Annotated in this window: 15 protein-coding genes; 11 read left to right on the top strand and 4 right to left on the bottom strand. The window is 74.4% G+C overall.

Going from position 1 to position 19,680, the window contains the following annotated elements:
* Positions 1-66: 66 nt before the first annotated feature.
* The 4 genes from IEZ00_RS30625 to IEZ00_RS30640 all read left to right on the top strand — a co-directional run bounded on the left by IEZ00_RS30625 (position 67) and on the right by IEZ00_RS30640 (position 5,711).
* The gene (locus IEZ00_RS30625) at positions 67-1,095 is read left to right on the top strand and encodes a saccharopine dehydrogenase family protein (protein ID WP_189226844.1); all 1,029 of its coding nucleotides are present in this window, start codon (positions 67-69) and stop codon (positions 1,093-1,095) included.
* 356 nt (positions 1,096-1,451) lie between these two features.
* Positions 1,452-3,434, top strand: a complete 1,983-nt coding sequence (locus tag IEZ00_RS37400) for an aminotransferase class I/II-fold pyridoxal phosphate-dependent enzyme (protein ID WP_229796256.1) — start codon at positions 1,452-1,454, stop codon at positions 3,432-3,434.
* Positions 3,435-3,436: 2 nt separating this feature from the next.
* Entirely contained in the window at positions 3,437-4,420 is a 984-nt protein-coding gene (locus IEZ00_RS30635; RefSeq protein WP_229796257.1) for a UbiA family prenyltransferase, read from the top strand.
* Positions 4,421-4,451: 31 nt separating this feature from the next.
* Positions 4,452-5,711, top strand: a complete 1,260-nt coding sequence (locus tag IEZ00_RS30640; RefSeq protein ID WP_229796258.1) for an FAD-dependent oxidoreductase — start codon at positions 4,452-4,454, stop codon at positions 5,709-5,711.
* Positions 5,712-5,881: 170 nt separating this feature from the next.
* On the opposite strand, the gene IEZ00_RS30645 is transcribed toward IEZ00_RS30640, so the two are convergent.
* A complete protein-coding gene (locus tag IEZ00_RS30645) occupies positions 5,882-6,874 on the bottom strand; it encodes a methyltransferase (protein WP_189226845.1) in 993 nt (330 codons plus the stop codon).
* A 169-nt stretch (positions 6,875-7,043) separates the two neighbouring features.
* On the opposite strand from IEZ00_RS30645, the gene IEZ00_RS30650 reads away from it, so the two are divergent.
* A complete protein-coding gene (locus tag IEZ00_RS30650) occupies positions 7,044-7,877 on the top strand; it encodes a TauD/TfdA dioxygenase family protein (RefSeq protein WP_189226846.1) in 834 nt (277 codons plus the stop codon).
* A 42-nt stretch (positions 7,878-7,919) separates the two neighbouring features.
* Here IEZ00_RS30650 and IEZ00_RS30655 read toward each other — a convergent pair whose 3' ends face one another.
* From IEZ00_RS30655 to IEZ00_RS30665, 3 genes are all read right to left on the bottom strand, one after another.
* On the bottom strand, positions 7,920-9,179 hold the full coding sequence (locus tag IEZ00_RS30655; protein ID WP_229796259.1) for a cytochrome P450 family protein: 1,260 nt from the start codon (positions 9,177-9,179) through the stop codon (positions 7,920-7,922).
* The gene (locus IEZ00_RS30660) at positions 9,176-10,870 is read right to left on the bottom strand and encodes a prenyltransferase/squalene oxidase repeat-containing protein (RefSeq protein WP_189226847.1); all 1,695 of its coding nucleotides are present in this window, start codon (positions 10,868-10,870) and stop codon (positions 9,176-9,178) included. Before IEZ00_RS30660 ends, IEZ00_RS30655 begins: the two co-directional genes overlap by 4 nt.
* A 64-nt stretch (positions 10,871-10,934) precedes the next feature.
* A complete protein-coding gene (locus tag IEZ00_RS30665) occupies positions 10,935-11,972 on the bottom strand; it encodes an aminotransferase class I/II-fold pyridoxal phosphate-dependent enzyme (protein ID WP_189226848.1) in 1,038 nt (345 codons plus the stop codon).
* A gap of 369 nt (positions 11,973-12,341) precedes the next feature.
* Between IEZ00_RS30665 and IEZ00_RS30670 the strand changes: the two genes are divergently transcribed.
* The 6 genes from IEZ00_RS30670 to IEZ00_RS30695 all read left to right on the top strand — a co-directional run bounded on the left by IEZ00_RS30670 (position 12,342) and on the right by IEZ00_RS30695 (position 19,674).
* Positions 12,342-13,631: an MFS transporter gene (locus IEZ00_RS30670; protein ID WP_189226849.1), complete on the top strand. Its 1,290-nt coding sequence runs from the start codon at positions 12,342-12,344 to the stop codon at positions 13,629-13,631.
* Positions 13,632-13,755: 124 nt separating this feature from the next.
* Positions 13,756-14,772, top strand: a complete 1,017-nt coding sequence (locus IEZ00_RS30675) for an alpha/beta fold hydrolase (protein ID WP_189226850.1) — start codon at positions 13,756-13,758, stop codon at positions 14,770-14,772.
* A 327-nt stretch (positions 14,773-15,099) separates the two neighbouring features.
* Positions 15,100-17,388, top strand: a complete 2,289-nt coding sequence (gene mbhE / locus IEZ00_RS30680; protein ID WP_189226851.1) for a hydrogen gas-evolving membrane-bound hydrogenase subunit E — start codon at positions 15,100-15,102, stop codon at positions 17,386-17,388.
* Positions 17,385-17,849 carry an MnhB domain-containing protein gene (locus IEZ00_RS30685; protein WP_229796260.1) on the top strand — a complete coding sequence of 155 codons (465 nt, stop codon included), beginning with the start codon at positions 17,385-17,387 and terminating at the stop codon, positions 17,847-17,849. The genes mbhE and IEZ00_RS30685 overlap by 4 nt, the downstream gene beginning before the upstream one ends.
* The gene (locus IEZ00_RS30690; RefSeq protein WP_189226852.1) at positions 17,846-18,292 is read left to right on the top strand and encodes an NADH-quinone oxidoreductase subunit K; all 447 of its coding nucleotides are present in this window, start codon (positions 17,846-17,848) and stop codon (positions 18,290-18,292) included. The genes IEZ00_RS30685 and IEZ00_RS30690 overlap by 4 nt, the downstream gene beginning before the upstream one ends.
* Entirely contained in the window at positions 18,292-19,674 is a 1,383-nt protein-coding gene (locus IEZ00_RS30695) for a complex I subunit 5 family protein (protein WP_189226853.1), read from the top strand. The genes IEZ00_RS30690 and IEZ00_RS30695 overlap by 1 nt, the downstream gene beginning before the upstream one ends.
* Positions 19,675-19,680: the final 6 nt, after the last annotated feature.

The following is a 19,680-nucleotide window of genomic DNA, read 5'->3' on the forward strand; positions in this document are numbered from 1 at the left end:
GCCGAGTCCAGTCAGGATGATCACAGCGGATCACCGCGACGAATCGTTCGAACTGGGGAGAAGACCATGGCATCAGGGCTCGCGGTGGCGGTGTACGGCGCTTACGGGCACACCGGGCGCTTCGTGGTGGCACAACTGCGGGAGCGCGGGTACGTCCCCGTGCTGTCCGGGCGCGACGCCGGCGCGCTGGCGGCGATGGCGTCCGAGTCCGGACTGGAGGTCCGCCCGGCGTCGGTGGAAGACCCGGCTTCGCTCGACCGCGCGCTGGCGGGTGTGGCGGCGGTGGTCAACTGCGCGGGCCCCTTCGCCACGACGGCCGCGCCCGTGGTCGAGGCGGCGCTGCGCGCGGGCATCCCCTACCTGGACGTGGCGGCCGAGATCGAGGCCAACGCCGACACGTTCGCGCGTTTCGCGGAGCGCGCCCGCGCCGAGGGGGCGGTGGTCGTGCCCGCGATGGCGTTCTTCGGCGGTCTGGGCGACCTGCTGGCCACCGCCGCGATGGGCGACTGGGCGGAGGCCGACGAGGCGCACGTCGCGTACGGGCTGAGCGGGTGGCACCCCACCGCCGGGACGCGCGCCGCGGGCGCGGTCTCCCGGCAGCGGCGGGGCGGCAGGCGTGTCCGCTACACCAACGGCGGCCTGGAGTACCGCCACGACGACCCGCCGACCCTGGTGTGGCCCTTCCCCGAGCCGATGGGGCCCCGCACCGTCATCGGGGAGTTCAGCATGGCCGACGTGGTCACCGTGCCCAGCCACCTGCCCATCCCCGAGGTGCGCACCTACATGGCGGTCGAGGCGGCCAGGGAGCTGTCCGCCCCGGACACGCCCGCGCCCACCCCCGTCGACGAACTCGGGCGGTCCGAGCAGACCTTCCTCGTCGACGTCGTCGTGCGCTCCGGCGGTCGGGAGCGGCGCGCCGTGGCGAGGGGGCGTGACATCTACGCCGTCACCGCGCCGCTCGTGGTGGAGGCGGTCGACCGCGTGCTCACCGGGCGCACCAAGGCGGTCGGCGTCGTCTCCGCGGGCGAGATCTTCGACGCGCCCGACTTCCTCCGCGCGCTCTCCCCGCACATCACCGCGGACCTGCCCGCGTGACCGCGCCCTACACCACGCCGCCATTTCCCGCGAGAAGAAATGCTTCACAGTATTCATTAACAGCGTCAACGTTCGGCCCGGAAACGATCCGAGACGTACAGCGCCAATCGTCCTGATGTGCGCTGCGCCGAATGCGCCAACGTGTACCGCCTGCATTAGCACGCCACCCGTTACACCCCCGAGACAGGACGTTGTCCGCAGGTAAACGCACTACCAGGCGACATGTCGCGGGGGTTGCCGGACCGCCGGGCCGACCTGCCCTTACGCCCCTTCCCAACTGACGGGGAATTCGGTAAGGGTTGTTCGGAGCAGTTTTAACGTTTACGACGGGCTCGACCGGTGAACGGGGACCCAGCGTGCCGAACATCGTCCACCAGCTTTCCCTCAACGAGAACTTCGCCCCACCGCTGCCCGGAGTCCGGGAAGCGGTGATCGACGCCGCCGACCGCGCCCACCTGACCCTGGACGCGCTCTCCGACGGGCTCACCGCCGCGTTGGCGGACCACCTCGCGGTGCCCGCTTCCGACGTGCTGGTCGGCGCCGGGTCCAGCGCCGTGCTCCAGCAGCTGTTCCACGGCATCGCCGGGGCGGGCACCGAGGTCGTGCACGCCTCGCCGTCGTTCGAGGGGTACGGCCTGCTGGTGCGCAACAGCGGCGCCACGCCGGTGGCCGTGCCCCTGGCCGACGGCTACGCCGCGGACCTGGACGCGATGGCCGCCGCGGTCACGTCGCGCACCAGGGCGGTCCTGCTGTGCAACCCGAACAACCCCACCGGGTCGGTGCTGGGGCACGCCGAGGTGGAGCGGTTCCTCGAGGTGCTGCCGCCGGAAGTGCTGCTGGTCGTGGACGAGGCGTACCGCGAGTTCACCGACCCCTGCGACGTGGCCGACGCGCTGGCCCTCTACCGCCACGACCCCCGCGTCGTGGTGGTCCGCACGTTCTCCAAGTCGCACGGGCTGCTCGGCCTGCGCGTGGGCTACCTGGTGGCCGCGGCGTCCGTGGTCGAGCCGCTGCGCACCACCGCGGCGTTCTTCCGCGTCAGCACCGTCGCGCAGGCCGCGGCCACCGCCGCGCTGGCCGCCGAGGAGCAGATGCGCGCGCAGTGCGAGGCGGTCCGCGCGGAGCGCGACCGGCTGCGCGCGGCGCTGGTGGACTGCGGGCTGACGGTGCCGCCGAGCGCGGGCAACTACCTGTGGCTGCCGCTGGGGGCCGACGGTCCCCCGCTGGTGGAGTTCCTGGCCCGGCACGGCGTCGCGGTCCGCGAGATGGGCGGGCTGGGCGTGCGGGTGACCGTGGGGACGCGGGAGGCCAACGACGCGGTGATCGCCCTGGTGGCGGAGTACACGCGCAAGGGCCTGTCCTCCGGCGCCAGGGCGCTGGTGGCCCGACTGCGCGAAGCCCTGCGCGACGAGTGGCCCGAGCACACCGACCCGGTGCTCGACATCTCCCGCTACGCGCTGCTCACGCCGGGCAAGATGCTGCGCCCGCTGCTGCTCGCCGCCGCGGCGGGTGCGGTGGGGGGTGACGTGGAGCGGGTCCTGCCCGCCGCGCTCGCGGTGGAGTACCTGCACGTCGGGTCGCTGGTGCACGACGACATCATCGACGGCGACGAGACCCGCCGGGGCAGGCCGTCGGTGCAGCACCGCTACGGCGTGCCCGACGCCATCGCCACCGGCGACGCGCTGATGATGCGCACGTTCGGCTCGGTGGCCGCCTGCGTCGAGCGCGGTGTGCGGGCGACGGCGGCGCTGGAGGCGGTGCGCGCGATCTCCGACGCCGGGGTGGACGTCTGCCGCGGCCAGGTGCTGGAGAGCAGGATGGCCGCCGATCCGACGCGCCCGCTGGCGCAGTACCTGACGGTGATGGCGCTCAAGACCGGGGCGCTGTTCCGCGGCGCCTGCCGGGCGGGCGCGCTGCTCGGCGGGGCCGGACCGGCCGCGGTCGACGTCGCGAGCCGCTACGCCGAGCACCTGGGCCTGGCCTTCCAGATCTACGACGACCTGCTGCCCTACCTGTCCGACCCGGCGACCACCGGCAAGTCCGCGCTGAGCGACCTGCGCAACCTGCGGCCCACCTACCCGGTGCTGCTGGCGCACGAGATGGGCGCGCCGGAGCAGCGCGCGCGGCTGGTGGACGCGCTCAGCGGCGGGCTGCCCGCGCAGGAGGCGTTCGCGCAGCTGCGGGAGGTGCTCGACGACACCGGTGCGCTGAAGCGGGCGGTGGAGCACGCCGAGGCGGAGGTGGTGGCCGCGAAGTCCTGCCTGGCCGACCTGCCGCCCAACGAGCACACCGCGATACTCGCCGAGGTCGCGGACCTGTCCGTGGACCGGAGCCGGTAGCCGTGGCGACCTGGCGGGGCACTGTCGAGGCGCACGTGCAGACGTGGCGGCCGTACACGCTGGCCTACCCCGGTGTCGTCGGGTTGGCGGGCGCCTCCGTCGCCGCAGGCACCCCCCAGCCTCGACACCTGCTCGCGGCCGTGGTGATCCCGGTGCTGGTCTGGCTGGGCGGGCACTACCTGGGCGACTGGTTCGACCGGGAGCTGGACGCGATCGACAAACCGCAGCGGCCCATCCCGTCGGGGCGGTTGAGCCCGCGCGCCGCGCTGCTGTCGGCGGTGGCGTGCGAGGTGGGCGCGGCGGCGGTGGCGCTGGCCGCGGGCTGGCGGGTGCTGGCGCTGCTGGTGCTCGGCGTGCTGGGGATCGCCGCCTACAGCCGGGTGTGCAAGGGGCGCGGCATCTCCGGCAACCTGGTGCGCGGCGCGCTGACCTCGCTGGCCGTGCTCGCGGGCGCGGCCTGCGTGCCCGGCGGCCACCTGTGGGCGGCGGCGCCGTTCGCGGTGGTGTTCCTGCTGCACGACGCGGCGTCCAACCTCGTCGGCGCGGTGCGGGACGTGGCGGGCGACCGGGCGGGCGGGTACCGCTCGGTGCCGGTGCGGCGGGGTGTCGCCTACAGCGCGCGGCTGGCCCAGGCGCTCTACGGCCTGGCGCTGACCACGGCCGTGGCGGCGGTGCTGACCCCGCTGCCCGACCGCACGTCCTACCTGGTGCTGCTGCTGGCGGCCACCGCGGTCGGCGCGTGGGCGTTCGGCGGGCTGCTGACCCAGGGCGAGGCCATCACCCGCGAGTCGGCGTTGCGGGCGCACCAGGTGCTGGTGGCAGAACGGCTGGTGCTGGCGTGCGCGGTGACGGCGGCGGGCGCGGGTGTGGCGTTCGCGGTCGCGGTGCTGCTGCCGGTGCTGGTGTTCAGCGTGGTGTCCCAGAACGCCATGCGCGTCCGCCACGAGATCCCCCCTGCCGAGCTGAGGAAGGCGAGCGTCCGATGACCGCGATCGACGACCGGGGACGAGGCGGGGCGTGAGCACCGACGTGGACGTGGTGGTGAGCGGGGCCGGGGTCGCCGGGCTCGCGGCGGCGCACGCGCTGGGCGGGCTCGGTCTGCGCGTGCTGGTGCTGGACAAGCAGCGCGAGATCCGCGCCGTGCCGAAGGGCGAGCTGCTGCAGCCCGGCGCGACGAACGTGCTCGCGGACTGGGGCGTGGCCGACGGGCTGGCCGCCGACGGCGCGCTGCGGCTGTCCGCCTTGGTGGCGCGCGACGCGCGGGGCGCGCCGCTGATGACGATGGACTACCGGGTGCTTCCCACCGAGCGGCCGTGGCTGCTGGTGCACGACTACCACGTGATCCTGGCCGCCCTGGCCCGTGCGCTGCCCGCGTCGGTGGAGCTGCGGCGTGGCGTGGTGGTGCGGGAGCTGGTGCGCGACGAGCACGGGCGCGCGGCCGGTGTGCGCACCGACGGCGGCGACGTGACGGCCGGGCTGGTCGTGGCGGCCGACGGGGTGTCATCGCGGTTGCGGCGCGACGCCGGGATCGGCATCGAGCGCACCGACTACCCGCACCGGCTGGCGGCGTTCGAGCTGACCGGCCAGCCGCTGACCGAGGACGTGTCCACCTACGCGACTTCGCGCGGCCTGGCGATGCGGTACTCGCTGCCCGGCGGACGCGCCCGGCTGTACGTCCAAGTAGGACCGGACGAGCTGCGGCGGGTGGGCGTGGACGCCGCGGCAGGGTGGGTCGACGGCCTGGTGCGCGATGTGCCCGCGTTCGCCTCGCTGCGGGAGGACGTGGTGCGGGCCTGGCCGACGCGGCAGGTGCTGCCGGTGAGCCGCGCGCTGAGCGCGTCGTTGACCGCTGACGGGCTGGTGCTGATCGGGGAGAGCGCGCACGCCGTGCACCCGGCGGCGGGCCAGGGCATGAACAGCTCCATTGTGGACGCGGCGAGCCTGGGCGCGCGGTTGCGCGCGCTCGACGGCGACCTGTCACCGGAGCTGCTGGGGCCGCGGCTGCGCGCGTGGAGCGCGGAGCGCAGGCGGGCGCTGGTGCACGTCGGGACGACCAGCCACAACGCCACCCGCATGATCACCGACCTGTCGCCGTTCGGCCGGGCGATCGGCCGCCGGGCGCTGCGCAAGACCGGTGGGAACCGGCGGTTGAGCTACACGATCATGCACAACATGGCCGGGCTGGGGCAGCACCCGCTCAAGCCGCTGGACCGCCTGCACCAGCTCGGCGTGCTGCCCGATCCCAGGGGTGGGCGGCTGCCGGGCTGGGCGCGGTGACCCGCCGGGTCCGCGAGTCGCGCGTTCGGACACCGCGAATCGCGCGTTCGCGCACCACGAACCGCGCGTTCGGGGAGCCGGGTGGTGGTTACCGGCCCGCGGGGGCACCTCGGGTAGTACTTGCCGACGCGCTTTGGGGTGGAGGTGCCCCGCGGGTGGTGGGGGCGCGGCTAGTGGCGGCACTCCACGACGACCAGGCCGCTGTCCCAGTGGCGGGCGGTGGCGGTGGCGAACCCGGCGCGGGCGGCCAGTGCCGAGAAGTCCTCCGCCGAGCGCTCCCGACCGCCCAGCAGGGTCAACGACTGCAGGTCGAACGACGAGTTGTTCTTCGCGTGCTCGGCTCCGGCCAGCACCTCCACGACCAGCAGGCGGCCCCGGCCGACGGCCTCGGCGGCGCGGGTCATGATCCGCAGCGCGTCCTCGTCGCCCCAGTCGGTGATGACGCGGGAGATCACGTAGGTGTCGTAGCCGGTGGGCAGCGGGTCGAAGAAGCTGCCGGGCACGAACGAGGCGCGGTCCTCCAGCCCGGCCTCCTTCAGCGCGGTGGTGGCGTCCGGCTCCACCGGCGGCAGGTCGAGCACCGCTCCGGTCAGGTGGGGGTTGGCCTTGAGCACCTCGATCAGCAGGGCCCCGGTGCCACCGCCGACGTCGAGCACCCGCCGGGTGGACGACCAGTCGCACTCGGCGGCCACGACCGGACCGGTCTGCCAGGCGTGCACGGCCATGATGCCGCCGAAGAACCGCCGCAGCCCCTCGTCGGCGGCGTAGTCGTCCCAGAACGGGACGCCGTGCACGGTGCCGTAGGCGGATTCGCCGGTGCGCACCGAGTGGGCCATGCCCGCGTAGGCCAGGTCCATCTTCGCGCCGGGGCCCTCGCCGTCCAGCCAGGCGCGCGCCCAGCGGTGGTCCTCGCGCAGCAGGACGCGCGAGACGTCGGTCAGCGCGTAGGCGCCGGGCTCCGGCTCGGCCAGGAAGCCGATGGAGGTGAGGTGGTTGAGCAGCCTGCGCAGGGCGTCGGGGTCGGCTCCGGCCGCGCGCGCCAGCGCGTCGAGCCCTCGGGTGCCGCCGTCGATCAGCTCGGGCAGGCGCAGGCTGACCGCGGCCCGCACCGCGAACGGCGTCACGAGGTCGATCATCCTGGCCAACTCGTCCTGTGCGGTCATTCCGGTGAATTCCCCTCGGTAGCACGGGAAAAAATTCGTCCGACTCGATCCTGACAGCAAGGGACAAGTGGGGTCAACAGCACCGGAAAACATTAAACACCAACCCGGACCGCGCCGTGCGACACGTGCGCGGAATTCAGCGACGCGCATCAGAAGAAAGAGGGACACCATGCCTTTCCAGGTTCGCCCGGTCGCCGGTTCGCTCGGTGCGGAGGTGTACGGCGTCGACCTCGGCGCGGTCGACGACGAGCAGTTCAAGGAAGTCCACGACCTGCTGATGCGCTACCTGGTGCTGTTCTTCCCGGACGCGGGCGGGTTGACCCCGCAGGCCCACAAGGCGTTCGGCAGCCGCTTCGGCGAGCTGGAGGTCCACCCCTTCCTGCCGAAGCTGGCGGGCCACGACGAGATCGTCGTGCTGGACTCCGACCAGGGTGCGCGGGCGGACGTGTGGCACACCGACGTGACGTTCAACCCCAGTCCGCCGATCGCCTCGGTCCTGCAGATCACGCAGACCCCCGAGACGGGCGGCGACACGATGTGGAGCAACCAGTACCTGGCCTACGAGGCGCTGTCGGAGCCGGTGCGGGAGATGCTGGAGGGCACGACGGCGTCGCACCTGTTCGTGCACCCGCAGGGCACCTTCCGCGGCGAGGCCGAGCACCCGGTGGTCCGCACGCACCCGGTGACCGGCCGCAAGAGCCTGTACGTCAACCGCATGTTCACCCGCCGCATCCTGCAGCTGAGCAAGGGCGAGAGCGACGCGCTGCTGGAGCACCTGTTCTCGGTGTCGGAGAGCCCGCAGCGCACCTGCCGCTACCGGTGGGCGCCCGGTGCGGTGGCGGTGTGGGACAACCGGGCCACCCAGCACTACGCGGTCAACGACTACCAGGGGCGCCGGGTGGGGCAGCGCGTGACGGTGCTGGGCGACGAGCCGCGCGGCGCGGAGCCCCGCTGGGCCAGGTACCAGGAGCCCGGCATGTCCGCGACGGCGGTCAAGGACTGAGGGGCCGGTGGTGGCGGGCCGCGGCGGCCCGCCACCACCACCTCAGCCGTTCGCGCGGGGGCCGAGCACGACCGGGAACGTGCGCGGAGCGTGCACGTGGACGCTGCGGCGGAAGGTCAGCTCGGCCGGGTCCGCCGCCGCGCGCAGGTGCGGGAACCGGGCGAACAGGGCGGCCAGCGCGACCTCGCCCTCCAGGCGGACCAGCGCCGCGCCCAGGCACCGGTGGATGCCGTGGCCGAAGGCGAGGTGCCCGGCGGTGCTGCGGTCCGGGTCGAACCGCGCGGGGTCGGCGAACTGCGCCGGGTCGCGGTTGGCCCCGCCCGTGGACAGCATGACCGACGCGCCCCTGGGGATCGGCACCCCGCCGATCTCCAGGTCCTCGGTGGCGAAGCGCAGCGAGGCGTTGAGGGCGGGCGAGAGCCAGCGCAGCAGCTCCTCGACCAGCGACGGCACCTCCGGGGGCGAGGCCAGCCGCTCGCGCGCGGCCGGGTCGGCCAGCAGGGCGCGGACGCTGTTGGTGATGAACACGGCGGTGGTCTCGTGGCCTGCCATGAGCAGCAGCATGGCCATCGCCACGATCTCGACGTCGGAGAGCCGGTCCCCCTCGTCGGAGGCGGTGATCAGCGCGGACAGCAGCGCGTCGTCGGGGGCGGCGCGCTTGGCGGCCACCAGCCCCTCCAGGTAGTCGGCCATCTGCGCGGAGGCGCGCCGCAGCTCGGGCTCGGGGCACTCGTCGATGAGCACGGTCGACAGCCGGGCGAACTCGTCGCGCTCCAGCTCGGGGACGCCGAGCAGCTCGCAGATCACCACCATGGGCAGCACGATCGCGTACCGCGCCACCAGGTCGACCGGCTCGTCCTCGGGCAGGGCGTCGAGCAGCTCGTGCGCGACCGCCTCCACCCGAGGGCGCAGCTCGGCCACCCGGCGGGCGGTGAACGCCTGGGTGACCAGGGCCCGCAGGCGGGTGTGCTCCGGCGGGTCGAGCGAGGTCAGCATGTGCGACATGGGGGCGGGCAGCGCCGGGGGCGCCGCCGCCCGCTCCGCCTCGGGCAGGGTGGACCGCCAGTCCTTGGCCAGCCGGGGGTCGACCAGTCCCGCGCGCACGTCGGCGTAGCGGGTGACCAGCCAGGTCCGGCCGCCCTCGAAGTCGACCTCGCGGACGGGCGAGTGCTCCCGCGCCCAGGCCAGCGCCGCGTGCGGGTCGCGCCAGTAGTCGTCGGTGAACGAGTCCCCTCGCACCGTGCCCGTCATGAGGTCCTCCGCTTCCTGCAGCGTCGAGCTGGACTGGTCGGTGCCGCTCACGACGTCGTGGCGGACGGGCGGATCGCGTCGCGGTAGCGGCCGAGCGCGCGCAGCGCCATCCCCTGGGCGAACGCGGGGTTGGCGTACCGGCTGACGAACCGCACGTACTCGTGGACGGCCTCCCACGGCCACCCGCCGCCGGGTTCGCGGCGCCGCAGCAGCCAGTCCACCCCGGAGCGCAGCCCGGCCGGGTCGGCGCCCGCCGCCAGCAGCGCCGAGATCGCGTAGCCGGTCTCCTCGACGGTGCCCGGCGCGCCCGCCCCGTCACCCCACGAGCCGTCGGCCAGCCGGGCGCGCTCCAGCCACGCCACCGCCCGGCGGGCCGTGGCGTCGTCCGCCCGCCCCACCCTGACGAAGGTCTCCAGCACGGCCGCGGTGGCCATGGTGTGGTGCCGGTACCACACCGACTCGAAGGCGCCGTCCGGGAGCTGGGCCGACGCCAGCCAGCGCAGCGCCCGGCGCACCCGGCGGTCGTCGGCGGGCACGCCCGCGTCCAGCAGGGCGTCGACGGCCTGCACGGTGGTCATCGGGCAGGGGCCGCTGTTGGCCACCTTGGTGTTGCGCACGCACAGGCCCCAGGACCCTCGGGTGTCCTGCACGCGGGTCAGCCACTCCACGCCCCGCGCGATGGCGTCCGCCTGCTGGTCACCGGGCAGCCTGCACAGCACCGACAGGATCTCGCCCGTCTCCAGGGTCGAGGGCCAGCCCTCGGTGCCCGCCCAGCCCCAGTAGCCCGGCGGGCACCCGAACGCCAGGAACGGGCGGTGCTGCTGCAGGCGCACGAACAGCTCGGCCGAGGCGGTCAGCCGCGGGTCCGCGGCGTAGCCCACCTCGGTCAGGCCGCGCACGGCGTACATCGTCCAGGCCGCGTCCAGCGGACCGGTCTGCCACCAGCCGTCGGGGTGCATCGTGCGGCGGAACCACCGCACGGCGGCCTCGACCATGTCCGGGGCCAGCCCGGCGCGGGCCAGGCCGGTGCAGACCAGGCCGGTGACCCAGGCGTTCTCGCACCACGCGCCGGTCGAGCCCTCGTGCTCGTAGACCTGCCGGACCACCTTGAGCGCGTTGGGCTCGGCCAGGCGGGCCAGCGCCCGCTGCACCGGGTTGAGCGGCTTGTGCCGGACCTGGGCCAGGCCGAGCGCGGAGACCATCGGCAGGCGCAGGTCGAACAGCCTGCGGTACAGCCCCGGCCACAGCGCCAGCTCCAGCGGGAAGCGGCGCATGTCCTCGGGGGCCAGCCAGCCGACGAAGCCGTAGTACTGCCTGCACCAGGCGACGACCTCGGGGTGCGGGATCGCCTCCAGGCCGCCGTGCTCGGCCATCCAGTGCTGCCCCGAGGCCACCTGGGCCGCGCTCCCGCCGGGGTCGACCAGGTGCAGCACGGCGGAGGCGACCGCCGTCGTCCCGGCCTCGCTGGCCAGGCCGGGGACCATCGCCCAGCCGCCGTCGGCGTTCTGGGTGCGCCTGAGCCACCCGGCGCCCGCCGCGATCAGGTCGGCGCTGCCCGCCGGGTCGGCGTGGTGCAGCGCGGCCAGCGCGCCGACCGTGCCCAGCGTCGAGGTCAGGTTGTCCTGGCTGTAGTCGAACACCCCGTCCGGGCGCTGGGCGAGGAACAGCGCCTCCGCGCCCTCGGCGATCGCCTCGTCCAGCACGCCCGTGAACGGGTCGGGGTCGACGTGCACCGACGTCATGCGGAGTCCTCTCCCCCGGCCGAGGTGACCGGGAACTGGTCGGCGGGAGCGCGGCGGCCGGGGGTCACCGGTCGTTGGTCGCGGCGAGCGCGGGCGCGGGCGCGGGCGCCGAGGCGAACAGCGCGGCCGCCCGCAGGACGGCGTCGTTGGCCTCGGGGGTGCCGGTGCTGACCCGCACGCCCGCGCCGCCCGCCAGCACGCGCACCGCGATGCCGTGCTCGGCCAGGTGGGCCACGAACTCCTGGTTGCGCGCACCCAGCCGCAGCCACAGGAAGTTGCCGCCGCTGGGCGGCACGTCGAAGCCCAGCTCCAGCAGCCCCGCCCGGACGCGGTCGCGCTCGGCGGCCACCCGCTCGCACTGCCGCCGCATCCTCGGCCCGGCCGCGAGCGCGGCCACCGCCGCCGCCTGGGCGACGGTCGGCACCCGGTAGAACGGCGTGGTGCGGCGGACGGGCGCGACCACGTCCGCCGCTCCCACCAGGTAGCCGACGCGCAGGCCGAGCAGGCCGTGCGACTTGGAGAAGGTCCGGACCACCACCACGCGGTCGTCGGTCGCGGCCAGCTCCACGGCGTCGGCGACCGCGGCCGGGTCGGCGAACTCCCGGTACGCCTCGTCGACGAGCACGAGGACGTGCGGCGGCAGTGCCTCCAGCAGCGCGCGGAGCCGGTCGGCGCCGAGCACCTCACCGGTGGGGTTGTTCGGGTTGCACAGCAGGACGACCTTGGTCTCCGGGGTGACCGCGGCGGCCACCGCGGCCAGGTCCTGCCGGTCGTCGGGCGCGGGCACCGCGACCGGTCGCGCGTGCGCGTTGCGGATCAGCAGGGGGTACATCTCGAAGGAGGGCCAGGTGTGCACCACTTCCGAGCCCGGACCGCAGTGGGCGGCGAGGAACTGCTGCAGCAGCGCCCCCGATCCCGCGCCCGCCACCACCCGCTCGGCGGCGACCCCCAGGTGCCCGGCCAGTTCCGCCGCCAGGCCGTCGGCCAGCGCGTCGAGGGTGAGGTGGACCTGGTCCACCGAGCCCAGCAACGCCTCGCGCACCCCCGGCAACGGCGGCGAGCAGTTCTCGTTCAGGGACAGCTGATGGACGATCCGGGTCACGGGGCCAGCCTTTCCCGGTGCGGCGAAGCGCAATCGGTCGAACTTTTGCGCAGGCAGATCGATTGGCACGCTAACGATCACGAGCCGATCACGTCAAGACCTCCGTCCGGAGCGGGAAGCGGCGCACCTTTAACCGGAAATTAACGACTCCGGTATTCACCGCATCAGCGGTTGACCGATAGGGGTTTGCCGACCAGGATTCCCGTTCCCGCGACACCGGTCAATACGCGAACGCGCCGCTCCGATTGCCCGATCGGGCAGTGACAATCCGGGCCGCGCGGCCGTACGGTGACGTGCCGTCCCCCTTTGACCGCCCACCCGACCGCGACTCCCCGCGCCCGGCCGGGCGCCCGCGAAGGAGGAACGGAAATGAGCGTCGACGCCCCGAGCAGCCGACCAGGCGCCACCACGCGGTTCGGCAAGGTCGCCGCCGCCCTGCTGGCCTCCCAGTTCGGTGTCTACATCGCCGTCATCACCCCGCTGCAACTGCTGCTGACGCTGCGGCTGACCGGGTTGGCCGAGGACCACGCGGCGGCCACCGACGCCTTCGGGGTGGTCACCGGCCTCGGCGCCGTCGTGGTGCTGGTGTTCACCCCGATCGCGGGCCGGATCAGCGACCGCACGCCGTTCGCCCTGGGCCGCCGCCGCACGTGGATCCTCTTCGGCTCGCTCAGCGGCGCGGTCACGCTGGTCGCCCTCGGCGAGACCACCGCGGTGTGGCAGGTGGTCCTGCTGTGGTGCCTGGTCAAAGCGCTGTTCAGCTTCCAGCAGTCCGCGACGGCCGCCGTGCTGGCCGACCAGGTGCCCGCGCGGCGGCGCGGCCTGGCCTCCGGGCTGCTCGGCCTGGTCATCCCGTTCGCGCCGATGCTCGGCCTGGTGATCGTCAACGCGCTGCCCGCCGGGTCCGCGTCGCAGTGGCAGGCCATCGCCGTGATCGCCGCCGCGGCGGGCATCGCGGCGGTGCTGCTGATCCGCGAGGGCAGGCCCGCGCCGGGCGGGCGCGAGCGCGACGGGCTGGGCGTGGTGCTGCGGACGTTCTGGCTCAACCCGCGCCGCCACCCGGCTTTCGGCTGGGCGTGGTTGGTGCGGTTCCTGATCACCGCCACCTACGCCGCGGGCAGCTACGTCTCGCTGTACCTGATCCAGCGGTTCGGCGTGGGGCAGGCCGAGGTCGGCGGCCTGGTGCTGCTGTGGTCGGTGATCCACGTGCCCGCCGCGGTCGTCGCGAGCCTCGGCGCGGGGTACCTGTCGGACGCGCTGCGCAGGCAGAAGCCGTTCGTCGCGGTGTCGGCGTTCATCGGCGTGGTGTCGATGCTGCTGCTGGCGTTCGCGCCCTCGACAACGGTCGTGTTCGTCACCGCGGGTGTCATGGGGATCGGGATGGGCACCTTCCTGGCCGTGGACATGGCGATGTGCGTGCGGGTGCTGCCGGACGGCGCGAACGCGGGCAAGGACCTCGGCATCGTCAACATCGCGAACACGCTGCCGCAGTCGCTGGTCCCGCTGGCCGCGCCGCTGCTGCTGGGGTTGGGCGGGTACACCGCGTTCTTCGGCTTCCTCGCCCTGCTGGGCATCGCGGGCGCGCTGGCCGTGCGACGGGTGCCCGAGATCGGCCAGGAGGGCGGCGCACCCGGCGTCGCCCCGCTGCGCCGCGCCTGATCTGTCCACTCAGCACAGTCCCGTGGGCCCAGCTCATTCACGTCTCTGTGGACGAATTCGGCGCGTCTTGCGAAAACAGCAAGATCTGTTGTTGCCACCGCGGCCCCGTGGCGAGACTGCCCGCATGATCTCCGCACCACGCGCGGCGGTGGCCGCCGCACTGACCCTGCTGCTCACCGGTACCGCTTCCTGCTCGCCATCGCCCACCCCCGACACTCCCGCGCAAGCCTCCGCGCAAGCCCACGCCCACACCGCGGCCACGCAGGACGACCCGCGTTTCACCGACACCTTCCGGCACGAGTTCGCCGACGTCGACGGCGTCCGGATGCACTACGTGACCGGCGGCAGCGGCACCCCGGTGGTGCTGCTGCACGGCTGGCCGCAGACGTGGTTCGGCTGGTGGCCGATCATGCCCGCACTGGCCGAGCACCACACCGTCTACGCCATCGACCTCCCAGGGCTCGGCGACAGCACCGGCACCCCGACCGGCTACGACAAGGCGACCCTGGCGCGGTACGTGCACACCCTGGTGGCCGACCGGCTCGGCATCCGGGACGCCCGCGTCATCGGGCACGACCTGGGCGCCGCCGTGGCGTTCCAGTACGCCGCCCAGTTCCCCGCCGACACCGCGCGGCTGGGCTACCTCGACCTGCCGCTGCCCGGCCCCGGCATCGACGCGGCCACCTACCGCTCGCTGAGCTGGCACATCGCCTTCCACTCCCAGCCGAAGGTCCCCGAAACCGTGGTCGGCGACGACGTTCGCGAGTACCTGGCGCTGTTCTACCCCCAGGTCTCCTTCGGCGGGACGGCGTTCGGCGGCACCTCGGACCGGTCCCCGTTCACCGACGCCGACATCGACGAGTACGCGCGGACCTACCGCAGGCCCGAGGCGCTGGCCGGGGGCTTCGAGCTGTACCGCGCCCTCGGCAAGGACGTCCAGGACACCCTCGCCGCCGCACCGGTGCGCGTCCCGACCCTGCTCATGGCCGCCCAGGGGCAGATCGACGCGGTCCGGGCCACCGCGGCACCGCGCATGACCGACATCGTGCGAGCGGTCGACGTGCCCAACGCGGGCCACTGGCTGGTCGAGGAGAACCCGGAGTTCGTCACCGACGAGCTGCTGAGCTTCCTCCGGGGATGACGCCGGCTCGCGAGAGGGCGAGGCGGTAGCCCGCCCGACGACCGACCACCCCACTCGGGTGTCATCACATCGGCTCAACGCAGCCGACCGCTGAAGTGGCGGTGCCGGGGGCGCGCCGGGCCGTCGGCACGCGGCGATGAGCAGGATGCGATCGGGGCCGGTAGCGTGCCTGGGCGGAGGCATTCGATCAGCGCGGCGCCCAGGAGGGTGATCCCTGGCCAAGTCGTCGAGGAGAGCGCAAGGCCGAACGACGGGACTTGCCCTCGGCCGCCACGGAGCACCCCGAACTGACCGCGGCGACCGGGAAGCGGACGGGAGGAGTCGCCCGTGGTCGTCATTCGCGGTGGTGCCGCGCCCCCCGGCGCGGGGCAGCGGCACCGGGGGTCTGCGGTGGACTGGCCGGGGTGGCTGGCGTGCGCGGCCGCGCTCGCGGGGTTCGCGCTGTGCCTGCTCGGTTGGCTGGCGGGCGGCGGCGCGTTCGCGCTGCCGTGGGCGCCGAGCCTGGACTTGGAGCTGAGCTTCGCGCTCGACGGCTTGGCCGTGCTCTACGGGTTGCTGGCCACCGGGGTGGGCGCCCTGGTCTTCGCCTACGGCACCCGCTACCTGAGCCTGCACCTGGAGCACCAGCGGCGGCAGGCGGTGGAGCGGTGGCGGTTCTGGCCGTGGATGGCGCTGTTCGCGGTGGCGATGGTGGGCCTGGCCACCGCGCAGGACCTGGTGCTGGTGTTCGTGTTCTTCGACCTGACCGCGGTGTGCTCGTACTTCCTCATCGGCTTCGACCGGGCCGAGCGCGAGGCGCGGACCTCGGCGCTGATGGCGTTGCTGGTGACGGTGGTCGCCGCGGTGGCGATGCTGGTGGCCGCCGTGCTGCTCTACGCGGCCCACGGGACGTTCTCCATCCCCGAGCTGCTGGCGCGAGCGGCCCCCTCGGCGACCACCACCCTGGCGGCGGCGTTGCTGGCGGTGGCCGCGCTGGCCAAGAGCGCGCAGGTCCCGCTGCACTTCTGGCTGCCGAGGGCGATGGCGGCGCCGACACCGGTGTCGGCCTACCTGCACTCGGCGGCGATGGTCGCGGCGGGCGTGCTGGTGATCGGGCGGGTGCACCCGCTGCTGGCCCGCAGCGAGGCGGTGTTGACCGGGCTGCTGGTCGTGGGGGCGGCGTCGGTGGTGGTGGGCGGGGTCCTGGCGCTGCGGCGGGATGTGCTCAAGCAGGTGCTCGCCTACTCCACGATCTCGCAGTACGGCTACGTGGTGATGATGTACGGGATGGGCGGGGCGGCGGGCAACGGCGCCGCGGCGTTCTACGTGCTGGCGCACGGCGTGGCCAAGAGCGCCCTGTTCATGACGGCGGGGGCGGTGACGATGGCCACCGGCGAGGACCGGCTGTCCCGGCTGGGCGGGCTGGGCCGCCGCGCGCCGGTGCTCGCGGTGGCGGCCGGGGTGGCCTCGGCGACGCTGGCCGCGCTGCCGCTGACGGTCGGGTTCTTCAAGGACGAGCTGCTGTTCACCGCGGCGCTGCGGCACGGCCCGACGACCGCGGTGCTGGCCGTGGTCGCGGCGGCGCTGACGTTCGCCTACGTCGGCCGCTTCTGGGGGGCGCTGTTCCTGGGACCGCCGCGCGGTCGGGTGGGCTCGACCCCGGTCCTGCTCGTCGCCCCGGTGGTGGTCCTGGCGGTGATCGCGGTGGCCGGGGGTCTGGTGGTGGAGCCGTTCGCCCGGCTGGCCGAGGACGCGGCGGGCGTCTCGGCGGGCGGCCCGGTCGCCCTCTCCCCCGCCTACCACCTCGACGCCCGAGCGGAGAACCTGATGGCGCTGGCCGCGTGGGCGGCGGGCGGGGCGCTGCTGGCCCTGCCGCGCGTGGTGGACCGGGTGTCGCGGGCCGTGGCCGTGGCGGGCGAGCGGGCGGGACCGCGGCGGGCCTACGAGATGGCGGTGCACGCGCTCAACCGCGCCTCGACCGCGCTGCACGACCGGGAGGTGCGGGACCTGCGCACCAGCATCGCCGCGGTGCTGGTGCCTGCCGGAGTGCTGATCGGCCTGGCGTTCGCCGCCACCCCGACCGCGGGCGCCTACGTCGTCGGCGCGGTGGTCGGGGCCGACTGGCTGATCCTGCCGCTGCTGGCGCTGGTCGTCATCGCGACCGTGGTGATCGCCGTGGCCAAGGCCCGGCTGGCCGTGGCGCTGGCCCTGTCGGTGGTCGGCTTCGCGCTGGCGGCGGTGTACGCGCTGGTCGGCGCGCCGGACGTGGCGCTGGTGGCCGTCGTGGTCGAGACCATGCTCACCCTGGTCTTCGTCGCGGCGCTGGCCCGGATGCCGCGCGCGGCCCCGGAGCGGGACGCGGGTGCCCCCGCCCGCGTGCGCAGGCGGCGGCGCGACGCGATCGCGGGCGGCGTCGCCGGGGTGGCCGTCTTCGCCTCGGTGTGGGGGTTCCTGTCCCAGCCCGCGCCCGACAGCGTCTCCGCCGAGCACATCCGGCTCACCCCGGCCGCGCACGGCAGCGACGTGGTCACCGTCATCGTCGCCGACTTCCGCGGCCTGGACACCCTGGTCGAGATCACGGTGCTGCTGGTGGCCGTGGTCGGGGTGGCGACGCTGGCGCGGCGGAGGCTGTGGTGAGGCCCGGCGGCCGGGACGGGGCCCCGGACGCGGTGGTCCGCGTGGTCGCCCGGCTGCTGCCCGGCCCGAGCCTGATGGTCGCCGCGGGCCTGATCGCCAAGGGCTACGCCGAGGTGGGCGACGGCTTCGCCGCCGGGGTGATCGTCGCGCTGGCGATCGCGCCGAGCTACGTGGCGCTCGGCGCCGAGGGGGTGGAGGCGGCGCTGCCGGTGCTGCGCCACGCTCCGGCGGTGGCGGTCGGCGGACTGCTCCTCGCGCTGGCGAGCGGGTTCTTCCCGCTGCTGCTGGGCGAACCGCCGGTGAGCCACCGCCCCGCTCCTGGCGAGCACGTGGTCAAGATCGGCGCGCTGGAGCTGTTCACCCCGCTGCTGCTCGACATCGGGGTGTTCCTGCTGGTCGTCGGAGTGCTGACGGTGCTGCTGCACCAGTTCGGCCGACCTCGGCGGGAGGGCGGGCGGTGATCCTCGCCTTCGCCCTCGCGGCGGCCTTCCTGTTCGGCTCGGGCGCCTACCTGCTGCTCAAGCGGGACCTGATCCGGATGGTCGCGGGCATCATGCTGATCTCGCAGTGCGCCGTGGTCACGATCATCGCCGCGAGCCTCGGCCGGGGGCGGGCGGCGATCGCGGTGGCGCCGGGTGACCCGGTCAGCGACCCGCTGCCGCAGGCCCTGGCGCTGACCGCGCTGGTCATCGGCCTGGCCACGGTGGCACTGCTGCTCGCCCTGGTGCACCGGGCGGTCGTGGTGTTCCGGACCGCCGAGCAGGACCGGCTGGCCGCGACCGAGGCCGCCCACGAGGCGGCGCTGGAGCGGGAGCGGCGGGCCGACCGCGAGGAGGTCGGTCCCGCCCCGGAGGAGGCGGGGCCTGCCGAAGAGGAGCCTGCCGACGGGGGGCGGGCGCGCTGATGCTGCTGTCGATCGCCCTGCTCGTGCCCTGGGTGTCGGGCGCCCTGCTGGTGGCCCTGGACGGGCGCCGACGTGCCGTGGCCTGGCTGGCCGTCGTCGCGCTCGCGGCGAACCTGGCGGTGCTCGGCGTGCTCGCCGCCGAGGTGTCCACCGGGGGCGTCGCGCAGGTCGTCACCGGCGGGTGGCCCGTCGGGGTGGGCATCGTGCTGCGGGCCGACGCACTGGGCGTCGCCTTCGCGGCGCTCTCGGTGCTGGTGCTGCTGGCCGCGGCCGCCCACGAGGCGATCGGCGGGGTGCGGTCGCGGACCTTCCCCGGCCTGGTCGTGCTGCTCTCCGCCGGGTTGACCGGCCTGTTCGTCACGGCCGACGTGTTCTCCTTCTACGTCTTCTTCGAGCTGGCCATGACCGCCTCGTACGCGCTGAGCGCCTACGGCGGCAAGCGCCGCCAGCTGCGGGCGGCGCTGGTGTTCACCGCGGTCAACCTGCTGGGCTCGTTCATCTTCCTGCTGTCGGTGGCGGGTGCCTACCGGGTGACCGGGGCGCTGGCGATGGACCAGGTCGCCCAGCGCCTGCTCACCGTCAACCCCAACGCCGCGGTCCTGATCGCCGCCGGGTTCTTCACCGCCTTCAGCGTCAAGCTCGGGCTGTTCCCCTTCCACTTCTGGCTGCCCACGGTCTACGCGGGCGCCCGGCCCGCCGTCGCGGCCATCCTCAGCGGGGCCGTGGCGAACATCGGCTCGTACGGGCTGCTGCGCTTCGGCGTCGCCCTGTTCCCCGAGCAGCTGCGCCTGGCCGGTGTCGCCCTCGTGGTGCTGGGGGCCGCGTCGATCGTCTACGGCGGGGTGATGGCGGTCGCCCGCGGCGACGCCGCCGAGATGCTGGCCTACTCCGCGATCGGGCAGGTCGGGTACGTGCTGGTCGCGCTGGGCGTGGGCGGCCCGGTCGGGCTGACCGCCGCGGTGCTCTACAGCGCGGTCAACTCCTTGAACAAGGCCCTGCTGTTCCTGGCCTCGGGGGTGCGGGGCGCGCTGGTCGCGGCCGCGTTCGCGCTGGGGGCGCTGAGCGTGGCGGGGGTGCCGCCCGCGGCGGGGTTCGTCGGCAAGCTGGAGCTGTTCCGGACCGGGGTCGTGGCGGGCAGCGCCGCCCTGGTGGTGCTGCTGGTGGTCGGCAGCGCGCTGTCGCTGGTCTACCTGTTCCAGGTCTACCAGCGCCGCTTCTGGCGCGCGGACCCGCAGGCGGTGGGAGCGGCGAGCCCGCTGGCCCAGCGGCTGCTCACCGCGGCGCTGGCGCTGCTGGTGCTCGCCCTGGGGGTGTGGCCCGAGCCGCTGCTGGCCTTCAGCGGCCACGCGGTCGAGGCCCTGCTGGCCGGGAACTCCCCATGACAACGG

It is taken from the genome of Saccharothrix coeruleofusca, assembly GCF_014648515.1.
Taxonomy (GTDB): domain Bacteria; phylum Actinomycetota; class Actinomycetes; order Mycobacteriales; family Pseudonocardiaceae; genus Actinosynnema; species Actinosynnema coeruleofuscum.

Bases quoted from the DNA above. Each gene is read 5' to 3' on its own strand.
- IEZ00_RS30660 (WP_189226847.1), bottom strand. From the start codon at position 10,870: ATGACGTCGGTGCACGTCGACCCCGACCCGTTCACGGGCGTGCTGGAC.
- IEZ00_RS30670 (WP_189226849.1), top strand. From the start codon at position 12,342: ATGAGCGTCGACGCCCCGAGCAGCCGACCAGGCGCCACCACGCGGTTC.
- IEZ00_RS30645 (WP_189226845.1), bottom strand. From the start codon at position 6,874: ATGACCGCACAGGACGAGTTGGCCAGGATGATCGACCTCGTGACGCCG.
- IEZ00_RS30625 (WP_189226844.1), top strand. From the start codon at position 67: ATGGCATCAGGGCTCGCGGTGGCGGTGTACGGCGCTTACGGGCACACC.
- IEZ00_RS30675 (WP_189226850.1), top strand. From the start codon at position 13,756: ATGATCTCCGCACCACGCGCGGCGGTGGCCGCCGCACTGACCCTGCTG.
- IEZ00_RS30695 (WP_189226853.1), top strand. From the start codon at position 18,292: ATGCTGCTGTCGATCGCCCTGCTCGTGCCCTGGGTGTCGGGCGCCCTG.
- IEZ00_RS30650 (WP_189226846.1), top strand. From the start codon at position 7,044: ATGCCTTTCCAGGTTCGCCCGGTCGCCGGTTCGCTCGGTGCGGAGGTG.